This window comes from Vogesella urethralis, assembly GCF_007644045.2.
Taxonomy (GTDB): Bacteria; Pseudomonadota; Gammaproteobacteria; order Burkholderiales; family Chromobacteriaceae; genus Vogesella; species Vogesella urethralis.
Genome location: NZ_VMDW02000087.1, coordinates 1 through 15,274, shown reverse-complemented (window position 1 = coordinate 15,274; position 15,274 = coordinate 1). Strand labels below are relative to the sequence as shown.

The following is a 15,274-nucleotide window of genomic DNA, read 5'->3' as shown; positions in this document are numbered from 1 at the left end:
CGGTATCAGGATTAGCGGCCGACTTCGGCCACGCGCTCGGCGGGCTCGCGGCCGGCCCAGTCGCAGGCAAATTGCCAGGCCACGCGGCCGGAGCGGCTGCCGCGCAGCTGGCTCCATTGCAGCGCGGCGCGTTCGGCTTCGGCGTCGCAGGGCAGGGTAAAGTGGGCCAGCCAGCCGCGCACGGCGGCCAGGTAGGCGTTCTGGTCGAACGGGTAGAACGACAGCCACAGGCCGAAGCGGTCGGAGAGCGATACTTTCTCTTCGGTGGTCTCGCCAGGGTGGATTTCGCCGTCCTTGACCCAGCCTTCGCGGTTTTCGCTAATGCGTTCCGGCATCAGGTGACGGCGGTTGGAGGTGGCGTACACCAGCAGGTTGGCCGCACGCTGCGCCAGGCCGCCGTCCAGCGCCGACTTCAGCGCCTTGTAGCTGTCTTCGCCTTCTTCAAACGACAGGTCGTCGCAGAACAGGATGAAATGCTCCGGCCGTGCGGCCACCAGCGCCACGATCTGGCCCAGGTCGGGCAGGTGGCTTTTGTCCACTTCGATCACGCGCAGGCCGCGTGCGGCGTACTCGGCCAGCAGCGCCTTGATCAGCGACGACTTGCCGGTGCCGCGTGCGCCGGTCAGCAGCACGTTATTGGCCGGGCGGCCGGCCAGGAACTGCTCGGTGTTGCGCACGATCAGCGCCTTCTGGCGCTCGATGTCGTTCAGGTCGGCCAGGCGCACGGTATGCGGCGCGTGGATGGCTTCCAGCCAGCCGCTGAGGCCGGCACGGCACCAGCGAAAGGCCGGTGCGGTCCAGTCCGGCTCGGGAATGGCCGGCGGCAATAGTGGCTCCAGGCGCGCCATCAGGGTTTCGGCGCGGGCGAGAAAGGCTTCCAGTTTGTCCATTGCAGCTCCGATCAGACGGCGAGCGGTTTTTCCAGTATTTCCAGGTCCAGCGTGCCATCCAGCGGTTGGCCGACGCCCGCGTGCAGCGGGTAGGGCTGGCGCTCACCGGTGGGCAGGTAGCCCCGGCGCAGGTAGTAGGCGCGCAGCTCGGGGCGGCCAGCCAGCACGCTCATGCGCGCACGCGGCAGTTTGTAGTGTGTAGCCAGCACTGCTTCGGCGTGCGCCAGCATGGCCTTGCCGATGCCGCCGGCCTGGCAGGCCGGGTCGACCGCCAGCATGCCGATATAGCCGTAAGCGTCGGCCGGCTCGATGTGCACGCAGGCCACCAGCTGCCCCGCCTGCCAGCCCAGCAGCACTTGCCCGGGCGCGGCCAGTACGGCGGCCAGTTGGGCTTCGTCGGTGCGTGCGCCAACAATCAGCGCCGACTCGTGCGTCCAGCCGGCCTGGTTTGCACCGGGGCGGTAGGCCAGGTTGACCAGCCGGCACAGCGCGGGAAGGTCGGCCGTGGTGGCGGTGGTGATGTGCAGCATGGCTCAGTCGCGCAGCGTGATGGCGGGCCAGCCGTGTGCCTGGGCGTGCGCCAGCAGCGTGTCGTCGGCGTCCACCGCAACCGGGTGGCTGACGATGGACAGCAAGGGCAGGTCGTTGCGCGAGTCGCTGTAGAAGTACGTCTTGGCGTAGCTTTGCAGCGTTTCGCCGCGTGCGGCCAACCAGTCGTTCAGGCGGGTGATCTTGCCGGCCTGGAAGCTGGGCACGCCGGTGGGTTTGCCGGTGTAGTTGCCGTCGGCGTCTTGTTCCAGCTCTACCGCAATCAGGTGTTCGACGCCCAGCTCGCGGGCGATGGGGCCGGTAATGAAGCGGTTGGTGGCGGTGATGATCATCACCACGTCGCCGGCCGCCTGGTGCGCGGCCACCAGCTCGCGTGCCTTTTGCGGAATGATGGGCAAGATGTGTTCCTGCATGTATTGCGCGTGCAGGGCGTCCAGTTCGCTGCGGCTGAAACGCGCCAGCGGTGCCAGCTGGAAGTCGAGGAATTCGTAGATATCCAGCGTGCCGGCCTTGTACTGCTCGTAGAAGTAGTCGTTCTGGCGGGCGTGGTGGTCCGGGTCCAGGATGCCGCGTTTGATCAGGAACTTGGGCCACTCGGTGTCGGAATCACCGGCAATCAGGGTGTTGTCGAGGTCAAACAGGGCAAGATTCATGTCAGGTTCCGGGGTTGGCGGTTTGCAATACGTTTTTCACCAGCGGCACGGTGATGGGCCGGCGCATGGCCAGCGAGTAGCGGTCCAGCGTATCCAGCATGGTAATCAGGCTGGACAGGTCGCGCCGCCAGTGGGTGAGCAGGTAGCGGAAGACGTCGTCGCCAATGGCCAGCTGGCGGCTGGCGGCGTGATGGCGCAGGGCGGCCAGCTTGTCGTCGTCCGACAGCGCCTTCACCTCGAACACCAGGCCCCAGCCCAGGCGGGTGCGCAGGTCGTCGCGCACCGGGGCCTGCATCGGCGGCTGGCGGCCGGCCATCAGCAGGCGGCCTTCACCGCTTTCCTTCAGCGAGTTGTAGATGGAGAACAGCATGATCTGGTCGTCCGGCGCCAGGTCGTCGACGTGGTCGACGGCGATGAAGCTGGCTTCGCGCGCGAAGTCGGGCAGCTGTTCGTGCTGGGCGTCCAGGTAGATGGAGGCGCGGCCCATGCGCTCGGCGTGGGCGATCCACGCTTGCAGCAGGTGGGTCTTGCCGCAGCCGGGCTCGCCCCACAGGTACACGAAGCGCTCCCCGGCCTCGGCAGTGAGGGCGGAGATGATTTCGCGGTTGCGCTGTGCCAGAAAATTATCGAAAGCGGGCAGCGGGGTGGGCGTGAGGTCTAGAACAAGCTGATCCAACATCGGATGCGGTCAAAATAGGTCAGGGGTCGATTTTACGCTGATAAAAGCCACTATTGAAATAATGCCGCACCAGATGGCGCATCAGGATGACGCTGATGGCGGCCAGTGGCAGCGCCAGCAGCACGCCGACAAAGCCCATCAGCTCGCCAAACGCCATCAGCGCAAAGATCACCGTTACCGGCGACAGGCCGATGCGCTCGCCCACCAGATAGGGCGTAATCAGGAAGCTTTCCAGCATCTGGCCTACCGCAAACACGCCCCATACCAGCAGGATGCCGCTGTAGCTGTCGAACTGCAGCAGCGCGGCCAACGTGGCCAGCAGCAGGCCGAGGAAGGCGCCCAGGTAAGGAATAAATACCAGCAGGCCGGCAATGATGCCGATGGCGAGGCCGGAATCCAGCCCCACCAGCAGCAGGCCGCCGCCGTAAATGGCAGCCATGATCAGCATCACCGACAGTTGGCCGCGCAGGAACTGGCCCAGCATGCTGTCCACCTCGCGGGCCAGACGGCCCACTTCGCCGGCCCAGCGGCGCGGAATCAGCGTGGCGATGCGCGCCACCATATCGTCCCAGCCGTGCAGGAAGTAATACAGCAGGATGGGCAGCAAGCTGAGATTGGCCAGCATCGAGAGCAGCAGGGCGCCGCCGTGGGTTAGCTGTGGCGCTACCCGCGCCAGCGTCTGGCGCACGTTGCCGGCGTTCTGGCTCAGCACCTGGCGCCAGCTGTCGCTATCGATGCTGAGGCTGGTGCCCAGCCAGGCGTTGATCCTTGGCAACGCGCTGTGCTGCACGAAGTCCACCAGCACCGGCAGTTTGGCAATCAGCGCCTGCCCTTGTGCTACCAGCATCGGTACCACGATCAGGATCAGCCCCAGCACCGCCAGAAAGCCGCTGGCCATCACCAGCAGCAGCGATACCGTGCGCGACAGGCCGCGTTCTTGCAGGCGGTCCACCAGCGGGTCGAGGATGTAAGCCAGCACCGCGGCGGTAACAAACGGCGCCAGTACGCCCGCCAGCCTGCCGACCAGCCAAACCGCGGCGGCCAGGGCGATAGCGAGAATCAACCACGGAAGATAAACAGAGCGGGAGCGTTCCATCGGCTTTTCAGTTAAAATACAGCCGCTTTGGGCCAGAAGCCCAGACAGCAGCAAAACGATCACGTTAGCAGAAAGCGAGTCTACCTTGAACACCACGTCCCTCAGTTACCGTGATGCCGGCGTCGACATCGACGCGGGCGACGCGCTCGTCGAAAACATCAAGCCGTTTGCCAAGCGCACCATGCGCCCGGAAGTCCTCGGTGGCCTCGGCGGTTTCGGCGCACTGGTGGAAATCTCCAAGAAATACCAGGAACCTGTCCTGGTATCCGGTACTGACGGCGTCGGTACCAAGTTGAAGCTCGCCTTCGACTGGAACAAGCATGATACCGTCGGCATCGACCTGGTGGCCATGAGTGTCAACGACATTCTGGTACAGGGTGCCGAACCGCTGTTCTTCCTGGACTACTTCGCCTGCGGCAAGCTGGATGTGCCGCAAGCCACCGACGTCATCAAAGGCATTGCCGAAGGTTGCGAGCAAGCCGGTTGTGCACTGATCGGCGGTGAAACGGCCGAAATGCCGGGCATGTACCCGGTAGGCGAATACGACCTGGCCGGCTTTGCCGTCGGTGTGGTTGAAAAGCGCAAGGTCATCACCGGCCGTGACATCAAGCCGGGCGACGTTGTGCTGGGCCTGAAGTCCAACGGCGTGCACTCCAACGGTTACAGCCTGGTGCGCAAGATCATCGAGCGCGCCCAGCCTGATCTGGACGCCCCGTTTGACGGCGACAAGACCCTGCGCGACGCCATCATCGCCCCCACCCGCATCTACGTGAAGCCGCTGCTGGCGCTGATGGAGAAGCTGAACGTGAAGGGCATGGCGCACATCACCGGCGGTGGCATTACCGAAAACACCCCGCGTGTACTGCCGGAAAACACCGTGGCCCAGATCGACGCCGGCAGCTGGCAGCTGCCCAAGCTGTTCCAGTGGCTGCAGGCCGAAGGCAATGTGGACGCGCAGGAAATGTACCGCACCTTCAACTGTGGTATCGGCATGGTGGTGATCGTTGACGCGGCCGATGCCGACGCTGCGGCAGCCTTCCTGACCGAACAGGGTGAAACCGTGTCCCGTATTGGCGTCATCCGCGCCCGCAACGGCGACGAGCACCAGACCCAGGTTGCTTAAGCAGTCTGCCTGATGCCAAGCGCCGCCGGCAGTGCTGGCGGCGTTTGCGTTTGCGGCCAACCTTTCTTTCTGCCTCTGCCTAACCGTTTTACTGCTGCCATGAAAAACATCGTCATCCTGATTTCCGGCCGTGGCTCCAATATGCAGGCCATCGTCGACGCCGGTATTCCCGGCGCCCGCATTGCGGCGGTGATCGCCAACCGTCCGGATGCGGCGGGCCTGGCCTGGGCCGCCGAGCGCGGCATTGCCACCGTCGGGCTGGACCACAAACAGTTTGCCAGCCGCGACGCCTTTGACGCGCAGTTGGCCGCCGAGATCGACGCCTTCGCCCCCGACTTGGTGGTGCTGGCCGGCTTCATGCGCATTCTGACCCCGGCCTTCACCGCACGCTACGAAGGCCGCATGCTGAACATCCACCCGTCGCTGCTGCCGTCTTTCCCCGGCCTGCACACCCACCAGCGCGCCATCGACATGGGCTGCAAGGTGGCTGGTTGTACCGTGCACTTCGTCACGGCCGAACTCGACCACGGCCCGATTGTGGCGCAAGGCGTGGTACCGGTGCTGGACGACGATACCGAAGCGGCGCTGGCTGCCCGCGTGCTGCAGCTGGAGCACCAGCTGTACCCGCAAGCTGTGCGCCAGTTTGTGGCCGGCGAACTGCAGGTGAGCGGCAGCCGCGTCAGCGGCGTGGCCGCTAGCGAAGCCGGCGCCAGCCTGATGGTGCCGGCGCCGCGTTGAAGCGCTGGCGCAAACCGGCAACCCGCCTGCTGCTGGTTGCCTTCGTCCTGTCCCTGCTGGCGCACCTGTTGGCGCTGGGCAGCGGGCTGGTGTCGTTTGACGGCATCGACATGCCCGACGACCCGGCCTTGCGCCAGCTCAGCGCCACGCTGCAGGACATGCAAATGGACACCCCCAAGCCGCCGGCGCACAGTGCGCCACGCATCGCCGGTACGCTGGGCGTACCGGTAGGCGAGGCGTCGCAGCCGGTGGCAGACAAACCCAAGCACACGCCGCGCAAACCCCGAAAAATCACGGCCAGCGCACCGCTCGCCGTGGCGAAGGTGGAAGCCAGCCAGCCCGCTGTGGCGGCCAAGCTGCCGCCAGAAAAAGTGCAAGCCAGTACGGCCGTGGCCGAAACTCCGGCTGCCAAGCCGGCGGCTAGCGCACCGGTGGCCGAGGTGGCCGACGCCAAGCCGGATGCGGTGGAAAACCCGGACCTGGTTAAGCCCGACGAGCGCATTACCCGCTTTCCGGCCCAGGCCCGCATGCAGTACGGCTTGTACCTGTCTGGCGTGCTGCTGGGCAATGGCGAGATGCGCTGGCAGCGCGACGGGGGCAGTTACAGCCTTGTTACCGACGTGACGCCGATTGTCGGCCCGAAATTGCGTTACGAAACGGTCGGCAATATCACAGCGCAAGGCTTACGCCCCGAGCGCTTCAAGGCCACCCGTGACGGCCAGGCGCGCGAGTACGCACAATTCGACTGGGCCGGCGGCACGCTGGCCTATGGTGATAAGGAAGCCAAGAGCGAGCCGCTGCAAGCCGGTGCGCAAGACTGGCTGAGCATGGGGGTGCAACTGGCGCTGCGCGGCAAGAAGATGGGCGACGCGCCGGTGCAGATCACCACCGGCAAAAAGGTGTACCGCATGGCCTTGCGGCCAGAGGGCGAAACCGATTTCGATACCGGCAAGGGCGTCATCCGCGCCGTGGTAGTGCGGGTACGCCAGGACGACGAACTCACCGAATTCTGGCTGGCGCCGGACTTCGGCAACATCCCGGTGCGCATCCTGCGTGCCGACAAGGACAAGCGCATCGAGCTGCGCGCCACCCTGATTGAATTTGACGGCGACACTGTCTGGAAACAGCCGCCGCGACAACCGAGACAAAACAATGAAAGTAAACGTTAGCCAGTTCAACCATCTGGAACAGGTGCTGTTCGCCATGTTGCGCTTTGACCGCCCGGCCGACGCCGTGCTCACCGCGCACTTCCGCCAGCACAGCAAGCTGGGCGGCACCGACCGTCACCTGATCGCCGAAACCGCGTTTGCCTGCCTGCGCCACCTGGAAAGCCTGCGCCCGCTGTGCGGCAAGCAGGTGAACTCGCGCCGCCTGGCGCTGGTTACGCTGGTCCGCATCGGCGGCGCCAACCTGCGCGAGCTGGACGGCATCCTGAAAGAAAGCGAGCGTGAGTGGCTGGCTGGCGTCAAAGGCGCCGAGCTGCCGGCCGAGCTGTCGGCCCGCGCCGGCCTGCCGGCCTGGGTGATCGGCCTGCTGGCCGAGCAGGAAGAGGGCGACATTGTGGCGCTGGGCAAGGGCCTTGCCTCCGCTGCGCCGCTGGACCTGCGCGTCAACACGCTGAAAATGCGCCGCGACGACGCACTGGTGCAGCTGCAGGATTCCGGCATCGCCTGCGAGCCCACCCCGTACTCGCCGATCGGCATCCGCCTGAAAGGCAAGCCGGCACTCACCCGTCACCCGCTGTTTGTCGGCGGTGCCATCGAAGTGCAGGACGAAGGCAGCCAGCTGCTGGGCCTGCTCACCGGTGCCCGTCGTGGCGAGATGGTGGTGGATTTCTGCGCCGGTGCCGGCGGCAAAACGCTGCTGCTGGGCGCGCAAATGGCGTCCACCGGCCGCCTGTACGCGTTTGATATTTCCGAGAAACGCCTGGCCAACCTGAAGCCGCGCCTGGCACGTTCCGGCCTGTCCAATGTCAACAGCACGCTGATCGCGCACGAGAACGACACCAAGGTGAAGCGCCTGGCCGGCAAGGCCGACCGCGTGCTGGTGGATGCGCCGTGTTCCGGCCTGGGCACCCTGCGCCGCAACCCGGACCTCAAATACCGCCAGAGCCCGGAAAGCGTGGCCGAACTGAACGCCAAGCAAACCGCCATCCTGGCGTCCGCTTCGCGCCTGGTGCGTGCAGGTGGCCGTCTGGTGTACGCCACCTGCAGCCTGCTGCCGTCGGAAAACCAGGACATCGTGGCCGCTTTCCTGGAAAGCCACCCCGACTTCGAACTGCTGCCGGCCAATGCGCTGCTGGCGGAGATGAAGATCGGTCTGGATACCGGCGACTACCTGAGCCTGCGCCCGCACCTGCACAATAGCGACGGTTTTTTTGCCGCCGTATTGCAGCGCAAGGCTTGAGTCACGGCGCTGCCGGCTCTAGAATAGCTGATTGAATTTGTCGGGTACTCGCCCGGCCCTTATTGCAAAAAGGAAGATCATGTCGATTCAGGACACCATCCGCCAGACCGTGACCGAAAACCCGGTCGTGCTGTACATGAAAGGCTCCGCCACCTTCCCGCAGTGCGGCTTCTCCTCCCGCGCCGTGCAGATCATCAAGGCCTGTGGCGTCGAGAAGTTCGTTACCGTCGACGTGCTGGCCGACCCGGAAGTGCGTCAGGGCATCAAGGACTTCGCCAACTGGCCGACCATTCCGCAGCTGTACGTGAAGGGTGAGTTCGTTGGTGGTTCGGACATCATGTACGAAATGTACCAAGCCGGCGAACTGCAAGAACTGCTGAAAGAGTTTGCCGCTTAAGCTGCGGCCAACCTTGCTGCCTGTCATACCCAACCCGCCTTCACGGCGGGTTTTGTTTTGCCCGCCGGCCTGCCGTGCCGCGCGACACTGCCCGAAAAGGGGAAACCCTGCACTGCGAGCGTGGATACAAACGGCTGTTTACGGGTACAATATTGCCCCATACCAATTTGAGCGAACCGGCGGCCTGCGGCTGCCGGTTTTCCGTATCGAGAAAGCGGTTTGCGCGGGCCTGCCCCGGCGCGGCCGCTTTTTGCCAAGGTTTGGACCGTCATGAACATCACCGTTGTCAATCACCCGCTGGTGCAGCACAAACTCGGCCTGCTGCGCGAAGGCGACATCAGCACCATGAAATTCCGTCTGCTCACCCAGGAGCTGGCGCGTCTGCTGGCTTACGAAGCCACCCGCGACTTCGAGCTGGAAACCGTCACCATCGATGGCTGGTGCGGCCCCATCGACGTGCAGCAGATCAAGGGCAAAAAAGTGACCGTGGTGCCCATCCTGCGCGCCGGTATCGGCATGCTGGACGGCGTGCTCGACCTGGTGCCGTCGGCCAAGATCAGCGTGGTGGGCCTGGCCCGCAATGAAGAAACGCTGGAACCGGTGTCCTACTTCGAGAAGTTTGTCGGCAACCTGGACGAGCGCATCGCCATGATCATCGACCCGATGCTGGCCACTGGCGGCTCGCTGATCGCCACCATCGACCTGCTGAAGCGCAATGGCTGCAAGCAGATCAAGGCGGTGGTGATGGTGGCGGCGCCGGAAGGCGTCAAGGCCGTGAACGAGGCGCACCCGGACGTGCAGATCGTGGCAGCGTCGCTGGACAGCCACCTCAACGAGCACGGTTACATCATCCCCGGCCTCGGTGACGCCGGCGACAAGATCTTCGGTACCAAACACGCCTGATACCTGGCAGACAGCCGCTTGCAAGAGCGGCTTTTTTGCAGGCGCGGCCAACCTGGGAGGGCAGCACGATGAGCAGCATCAGTCTGGCGCAGGTAGCGCAGATCGAGCAGGACTTTCTGCTGCGCTTCCCCGGTGGTTTGCAGGACCCGGCGTGGCAAGCACTGGGCAAGAAACACCGCAGCACGCTGCAGGCGATGGCGCTGTTCGACGGCCCGCTGTCGCAGCCGGCCTTGTTGGCCGCGTTGCAGCAGCGTCGTTACGCCGAGGTCAGCGAAGCCTGCCGCCAGTTTGCCGGCCGTTGCACCACCATCAGCACTTTCGAGAAGATTGCTTTCCGCAATTACCTGGCGTTCAGCGACGTGCACGAGCCGTTCGTGCAGCGCCTGCAAGCGGTACTGGCGCAGTGCGATGCCGGCCGCTTTGACGATTTTGTCGATGCGCTGCTGCTTTGCCGCCACGACAACAACGCCAATGCCGCCAAGTGGCCGCTGGTCAGCGCTTTTCTGGCGTACAGCGACCCGCAACAGCATGTGTGCGTGAAGCCGACCACCATCAAGAAGCTGGCCGCGCGGCTGGGGGTGGATATCGCTTACCGGGCGCAGCCGTGTTACGACACCTACCGCCGCGTGCAGGACATGGTGCGGCAGTTTCGCCAGCACAGCACACTGGTGGCCGCAGAGAACAACATCATCGCGCAGGCGGTGATGTACTGCACGGTGTAGGCAGCCGTGCAGCTACAAGCGCGCGCTGCCGGCAGGTGGCGCTGCGCACAAGGGATTCAACAACAAAAAAGGGAAAACCCATGTTTCAACAACTGAAAGTAGCCCTCTCGGGCGCCCAGATCCTGTTCGTCGCCTTTGGCGCGCTGGTGCTGGTGCCGCTCCTGACCGGCCTGAACCCCGCGATGGCGCTGCTGGGCGCCGGTTTCGGCACGCTGCTGTTCCAGCTGTGTACCGGCCGTCAGGTGCCCATCTTCCTGGGCTCCTCGTTCGCCTTCATCGGCCCCATCATTTACTCGATCCAGACCTGGGGCCAGGCGGCCACCATGTTCGGCCTGTTCTTTGCCGGCTTCATGTACTTCGTGTTTGCCGCCATCGTCAAATGGCGCGGCATGGCGCTGGTGAACAAGCTGTTGCCGCCGGTGGTGATCGGCCCGGTGATCATGATCATCGGTCTGTCCGTGGCCGGCGCCGCCTCCAATATGGCCATGGGCCGTGCCGGTGGCCAACAGGTCATGCCCTACGAAACCTCGCTGCTGCTGGCTGCCATCTCGCTGGCCACCACCATCGCGGTGTCCATTTTTGCCCGCGGCATGTTCAAGCTGGTGCCGATTCTGGCCGGCGTCACCGTCGGCTACGTCGCCGCTGCCTTCATGGGCGTGGTGGACTTTGCCAAGGTGGCCAACGCACCGTGGTTTGCCGCCCCGGTGTTCCATACGCCGGAAGTGAACTGGGCCGCCGCGCTGTTCATGTTGCCGGTAGCGATTGCCCCTGCCATCGAACACATTGGTGGCGTGATGGCCATCGGCGGGGTTACCGGCAAGGACTACACCAAGACGCCGGGCCTGCACCGTACGCTGGCCGGTGACGGCCTGGGCGTGTGCGTGGCCGGCCTGATCGGCGGCCCGCCGGTCACCACCTACGCCGAAGTGACCGGCGCGGTGATGATTACCCGCAACTTCAACCCGGTGGTAATGACCTGGGCGGCGGTATTCGCCATTGCCATGGCGTTCTTCGGCAAGTTCAACGCGCTGTTGCAGTCCATCCCGATGCCGGTGATGGGCGGCATCATGGTGCTGCTGTTCGGTACCATCGCCTCCATCGGCTTGAAAACGCTGATCGAAGCCAAGGTCGACCTGATGGAGCCGCGCAACCTGGTGATCATCTCGGTGGTACTCACCGCCGGTATCGGTGGCCTGGAGCTGAAATTCGGCTCCTTCGGCCTGGTGGGCGTGGGGCTGTGCTCGGTGCTGGCCCTGGTGCTGAACCTGATCCTGCCTGGCAAGTCGGCCAGCCACGACGGCATTGTGGAAGGTCAGGACGTGTAAGCGTTACGGTCAGGGTTGGCCGCAACAGCCAACCCGCCAGAGAAAACCCCCGGCGCAGACCGGGGGTTTTTCATTGCTGACGGGCAGGCGCCGTTAGGCGGCGCGATCAGGCCGGGATGACGGTGACGCTCAGGCTGTCGCCTTCCTGCAGGGCCAGCAGGCGGTCGATATTGGGGTGCTTGCCGGGGAAAGCCAGCGCATCGGCGGTGTGTTCGGCGTACAGCGCCAGGCCTTGCTGGGCGGCGGCATGGTTGATACAGCCGTGCTGCAGCCACAGTGCGTGGTACAGGCGCACCGAGCCGGCCGAGCCGGGTTTGTTTTCCAGCAGGGCGACTTGTTCGCCGGCGGCATTGTGCAGGCTGAGGGCGGCGATGCCATCGATGGCGGGTAGGGTAGGCAGGATATCGGCAAAAGCGGGCATGAAAAAACTCCGGGGTTATTGCCCGGAGTTGGGTACGCGCTGGCGCTATTTCCAGTGGGTATCGATAAATTTTATCGGCTCAGCGGAAACAGCAGGTAATCCAGCAATACGCCGGCGAAGATGGCCATGCCGACGCGATTGTTATCGATAAAGGCCTTGAAGCACAGCGCGCGGTCGCGGGTGCGGATCTCGGTGTACTGCTTGGCGATCAGGCTGGCACTGAGCAGCAGGCTGGCAAAGTACGGCCAGTGCAGCTGCTGCTGCACGCCCAGGCCCAGCATGAGCGCCATGAATACGGCGTGGCACAGCATGATGGCGCTGACGTCATGGTCGCCAAAGGTAATGGCCGAGGTCTTGATGCCGATTTTCAGGTCGTCCGGCTTGTCGGCCATCGCGTAAGCGGTGTCGTAGGCCACGGTCCAGAACAGGTTGGCCGCCAGCAACCACCAGGCGGTCGGAGCGACCTCGCCGGTTTGCGCTGCCCACGCCATCGGAATGCCAAACGAAAACGCCAGCCCCAGGTAGGCCTGCGGCAACGGGAAGAAGCGCTTGGTAAACGGGTACGTGGCCGCCAGGAAGACGGCCGGGACGCTCATCAGCAGCGTCAGCCCGTTCATCGGCAATACCAGTAGCAGGCTGAGCAGTGCCAGCGCGGCGGCCAGCAGCAGTGCCTCTTTTTCGGTAACGGCGCCGCGGGCAAACGGCCGCTGCGCCGTGCGCGCCACGTGGGCGTCAAAATGGCGGTCGGCATAATCGTTGATCACGCAACCAGCAGAGCGCATCAGGAAGGTGCCGGCCACAAATACACCCAGCACCAGCCAGTCCGGCCGCCCGTGCGAGGCCAGCCACAGCCCCCACAAGGTTGGCCACAACAGCAGCAGGGTGCCGATCGGGCGGTCTACCCGCATCAGCTGGCCATAAACGGTGGCGCGTTCGCGCCAGACAGCAGTATTCATTTCAGCATCGGCTCCAGAGCCGGCAGGAACACCTCGCACACCAGAAGCGGCGAGCCTGCCAGGGTAAAACGACAGCGGCGGGCCTGTAACGCGGCAGCGTCAGGCACGGCGGCCAACTGCGCCAGCGGGTGTGTCGCGTCCAGCGTGGCAAATTGCAGTGCCTCGCGGGCGAGGCCGGGCAAGCCGCCAAACAGCGTCAGCCCCAGCGAGCGGCTGCCACGCGCCAGAATCGGCTGCCACACCTGGCAGTCTTCGCGGGTGACGCTGCGCGCGGCGACGACAGGTACGCCGTCCAGCAGCAATCGAACGTGTCTGGCATAAACCGTCTGCTTTGCGTTAACCTGCAGCAGGTCCAGCTCGTCATCGTGCACGTCGGCCGGGCCTTGTGCCAGCACATCGACGCTGAATTGGCGGCCGGTGGCCATCAGGTGTTCGGTCAGCGAACCACGGGTGCCGACACAGGCCTGCCATGCCGGCGAACCCGGCGGCAAGCTGGCCGACCAATAGGCTTTATCATTCATGGCCCGCATTATGCCAAAACGCGCTTTGCGCTGTCCTGCCCTTGCGGCCAACCTGGCTTATATATTGTCATGATCGAAACTTTCCTCTGGCTGCTGGGCTACCAGTTTGCTGGCGAGCTGGTGGCCCGAGCCTTTGGCTGGCCGGTGCCCGGTGCTGTCTTGGGCATGCTGTTGCTGTTTCTTACCCTGTGCGCCCGCCGCGGCTTGCCGGACACGCTGCGCCATAACGTACCGCGGCTGATGACGCATATGTCCTTGCTGTTCATTCCGGCCGGTGTTGGCATCATCGCGTTCTGGCCCATGCTGTCGGCACGGCCGCTGGCGTTAACGCTGGTGTTGCTGCTGTCCACGCTTGGTACCTTCGTCATTACCGCACTGGTGCTGAAGCTGGCGCTGCGCTGGCAGCAGGGGAGGGGGCATGACTGAGTTATTGCACTGGTTGCGTAGCTCGCCGCTGACCGGCCTGCTGCTGACGCTGGCTGCGTACCGCCTGGCGCTGATAGCCAGCCGCCGCTACCACGGCCATCCGCTGGCCAATACCGTGCTGCTGGGGGCAACCATCGTCGTCGGCGTGCTACTGCTGTTGGGTATGGATTTCCAGCAATACATGAAGGGGGCGGCGTTTATCCAGTTCTTGCTGGGGCCGATCACCGTGGCGCTGGCCATCCCGCTGTACAACAACCTGGGACGTTTGCGCAAAAGCGGGCTGCCGGTCTTGCTGGCGATTGTGGCCGGCAGCGTGGCCGGGGTGGTGACGGCGGTGGTCAGTGGCCTGCTGTTCGACATGCCGCGCGAGATGCTGATGTCGCTGGCGCCGCGCTCGGTCACCACGCCGATCGCGATGGGCGTCGCCGAAGTGCTGGGCGGCATTCCGGCCTTGGCTGCCACGTTTGTCATCGTCACCGGCATCATCGGTGCCGTCTGTGCCAAACCGCTGGCCAGCCTGCTGCGTATCCGCGACGACGTGGTATTGGGCGTGGCCACCGGCGTGGCCGCACACGGCATCGGCACGGCACGCGTATTCCAGCTATCGGAAACCGCCGGCGCGTTTGCCGGTCTGGCAATGGGGCTGACCGGCTTGTTTACCGCGGTACTCGCCCCGATACTGGTGCACCTGTTGCTGTAATCACGCCCGTGTAGACTGCATCACCTAATAACAACATTTCGAGGAGTACACCATGGACCTGATTCTGTGGCGACACGCCGAAGCCGAAGACGGCAACGACGACCTGGCCCGCGCGCTGACCCGCCGTGGCCAACAACAAGCCCGCCAGATGGCTAACTGGTTGCACAAACAACTGCCCAGCGATTACCGCCTGCTGGCCTCCGAGGCTGTACGCTCGCAGCAAACCGCGTCCTTCCTGGCCAAGAGCTACGAAATCCTGCCGGCGCTGAATCCGGACGCGTCCGTCGAGCAAGTACTACAAGCCGTTGGCTGGCCTGCCTGCGGTAAAACCATCGTGCTGGTTGGCCACCAGCCGTATATCGGCCGCCTGGCGGCAACACTGCTCAGCGAGCAGCCGCTGCTGTGGAGCGTGAAGAAGGGCGCCATCTGGTGGTTGAATCACCGCGAACGGCACGGTATCGAGCAGATCCGCCTCAAAGCCATGATGACCCCGGCCATGCTGGAATCGCTCTGAACCCGGCTTTATGCTTGTTCAAATAGAAAGGTTGGCCGCATGCGGCCAACCTTTTTGCTTTTCGCTACCTTTGCAAATCAGCCACTTATGCAATTACTTGCACTTTTTTGCAGGCAGGGTGTTGACGGCCCAGGGCGTGGTGGGTATAGTTCGCCTCCTCAGCTGACGACGCAAACAAAGCGAAGTCAGCACCGCTCTTTAAACAAACCAAATAACCGATAGGTGTAAGTGTCTGGCTCTGCCAAATACTTGCAC

At 64.2% G+C, this 15,274-nt stretch carries 19 protein-coding genes; 11 read left to right on the top strand and 8 right to left on the bottom strand.

Going from position 1 to position 15,274, the window contains the following annotated elements:
- Positions 1-11 precede the first annotated feature (11 nt).
- From FLQ03_RS09075 to FLQ03_RS09055, 5 genes are read right to left on the bottom strand one after another with little or no spacing between them, the layout of a single operon-like run.
- Positions 12-890, bottom strand: coding sequence for an ATP-binding protein (locus tag FLQ03_RS09075; RefSeq protein WP_144371115.1), 879 nt, complete (start codon positions 888-890; stop codon positions 12-14).
- A gap of 11 nt (positions 891-901) precedes the next feature.
- Complete coding sequence (locus FLQ03_RS09070; protein ID WP_144371114.1) at positions 902-1,420, bottom strand: GNAT family N-acetyltransferase; 519 nt, start codon at positions 1,418-1,420, stop codon at positions 902-904.
- Between the two features lie 3 nt (positions 1,421-1,423).
- Positions 1,424-2,092: a histidinol-phosphatase gene (locus tag FLQ03_RS09065; RefSeq protein ID WP_144371113.1), complete on the bottom strand. Its 669-nt coding sequence runs from the start codon at positions 2,090-2,092 to the stop codon at positions 1,424-1,426.
- Position 2,093: 1 nt separating this feature from the next.
- A complete protein-coding gene (gene hda, locus FLQ03_RS09060) occupies positions 2,094-2,771 on the bottom strand; it encodes a DnaA regulatory inactivator Hda (RefSeq protein WP_144371112.1) in 678 nt (225 codons plus the stop codon).
- Between the two features lie 19 nt (positions 2,772-2,790).
- Complete coding sequence (locus FLQ03_RS09055; protein ID WP_144371111.1) at positions 2,791-3,867, bottom strand: AI-2E family transporter; 1,077 nt, start codon at positions 3,865-3,867, stop codon at positions 2,791-2,793.
- 85 nt (positions 3,868-3,952) lie between these two features.
- On the opposite strand from FLQ03_RS09055, the gene purM reads away from it, so the two are divergent.
- The 8 genes from purM (at position 3,953) to FLQ03_RS09015 (ending at position 11,481) form a co-directional block, all read left to right on the top strand.
- Positions 3,953-4,990, top strand: a complete 1,038-nt coding sequence (gene purM, locus FLQ03_RS09050) for a phosphoribosylformylglycinamidine cyclo-ligase (RefSeq protein WP_144371110.1) — start codon at positions 3,953-3,955, stop codon at positions 4,988-4,990.
- Positions 4,991-5,089: 99 nt separating this feature from the next.
- A complete protein-coding gene (gene purN / locus FLQ03_RS09045; RefSeq protein ID WP_144371109.1) occupies positions 5,090-5,728 on the top strand; it encodes a phosphoribosylglycinamide formyltransferase in 639 nt (212 codons plus the stop codon).
- Entirely contained in the window at positions 5,725-6,897 is a 1,173-nt protein-coding gene (locus FLQ03_RS09040) for a DUF3108 domain-containing protein (protein WP_144371108.1), read from the top strand. The genes purN and FLQ03_RS09040 overlap by 4 nt, the downstream gene beginning before the upstream one ends.
- Entirely contained in the window at positions 6,881-8,134 is a 1,254-nt protein-coding gene (locus tag FLQ03_RS09035) for an RsmB/NOP family class I SAM-dependent RNA methyltransferase (RefSeq protein WP_144371107.1), read from the top strand. The genes FLQ03_RS09040 and FLQ03_RS09035 overlap by 17 nt, the downstream gene beginning before the upstream one ends.
- Positions 8,135-8,210: 76 nt before the next feature.
- Complete coding sequence (gene grxD, locus FLQ03_RS09030) at positions 8,211-8,531, top strand: Grx4 family monothiol glutaredoxin (RefSeq protein ID WP_206210926.1); 321 nt, start codon at positions 8,211-8,213, stop codon at positions 8,529-8,531.
- Positions 8,532-8,801: 270 nt separating this feature from the next.
- On the top strand, positions 8,802-9,434 hold the full coding sequence (upp, locus tag FLQ03_RS09025; protein ID WP_144371105.1) for a uracil phosphoribosyltransferase: 633 nt from the start codon (positions 8,802-8,804) through the stop codon (positions 9,432-9,434).
- Between the two features lie 68 nt (positions 9,435-9,502).
- Positions 9,503-10,156 (top strand): hypothetical protein, encoded by a 654-nt coding sequence (locus FLQ03_RS09020; RefSeq protein ID WP_240802243.1) that lies wholly within the window; start codon positions 9,503-9,505, stop codon positions 10,154-10,156.
- Positions 10,157-10,236: 80 nt separating this feature from the next.
- Positions 10,237-11,481, top strand: a complete 1,245-nt coding sequence (locus tag FLQ03_RS09015; RefSeq protein WP_144371104.1) for a uracil-xanthine permease family protein — start codon at positions 10,237-10,239, stop codon at positions 11,479-11,481.
- A gap of 106 nt (positions 11,482-11,587) precedes the next feature.
- On the opposite strand, the gene FLQ03_RS09010 is transcribed toward FLQ03_RS09015, so the two are convergent.
- The 3 genes from FLQ03_RS09010 to FLQ03_RS09000 form a co-directional block, all read right to left on the bottom strand.
- Complete coding sequence (locus tag FLQ03_RS09010) at positions 11,588-11,902, bottom strand: DUF2322 family protein (RefSeq protein WP_144371103.1); 315 nt, start codon at positions 11,900-11,902, stop codon at positions 11,588-11,590.
- A gap of 71 nt (positions 11,903-11,973) precedes the next feature.
- Positions 11,974-12,858 carry a 4-hydroxybenzoate octaprenyltransferase gene (gene ubiA / locus FLQ03_RS09005; protein ID WP_144371102.1) on the bottom strand — a complete coding sequence of 295 codons (885 nt, stop codon included), beginning with the start codon at positions 12,856-12,858 and terminating at the stop codon, positions 11,974-11,976.
- Positions 12,855-13,379 (bottom strand): chorismate--pyruvate lyase family protein, encoded by a 525-nt coding sequence (locus FLQ03_RS09000; RefSeq protein ID WP_240802242.1) that lies wholly within the window; start codon positions 13,377-13,379, stop codon positions 12,855-12,857. Before FLQ03_RS09000 ends, ubiA begins: the two co-directional genes overlap by 4 nt.
- A gap of 69 nt (positions 13,380-13,448) precedes the next feature.
- Here FLQ03_RS09000 and FLQ03_RS08995 point away from each other — a divergent pair, with 69 nt between their 5' ends.
- Genes FLQ03_RS08995 through FLQ03_RS08985 form a run of 3 tightly spaced genes read left to right on the top strand, consistent with a single transcriptional unit; the run spans position 13,449 to position 15,019 of the window.
- Positions 13,449-13,805 (top strand): CidA/LrgA family protein, encoded by a 357-nt coding sequence (locus FLQ03_RS08995; protein WP_144371100.1) that lies wholly within the window; start codon positions 13,449-13,451, stop codon positions 13,803-13,805.
- Positions 13,798-14,505, top strand: coding sequence for an LrgB family protein (locus FLQ03_RS08990; protein ID WP_144371099.1), 708 nt, complete (start codon positions 13,798-13,800; stop codon positions 14,503-14,505). Before FLQ03_RS08995 ends, FLQ03_RS08990 begins: the two co-directional genes overlap by 8 nt.
- A gap of 52 nt (positions 14,506-14,557) precedes the next feature.
- Positions 14,558-15,019, top strand: coding sequence for a SixA phosphatase family protein (locus tag FLQ03_RS08985; RefSeq protein ID WP_144371098.1), 462 nt, complete (start codon positions 14,558-14,560; stop codon positions 15,017-15,019).
- The last annotated feature ends 255 nt before the right edge of the window (positions 15,020-15,274 follow it).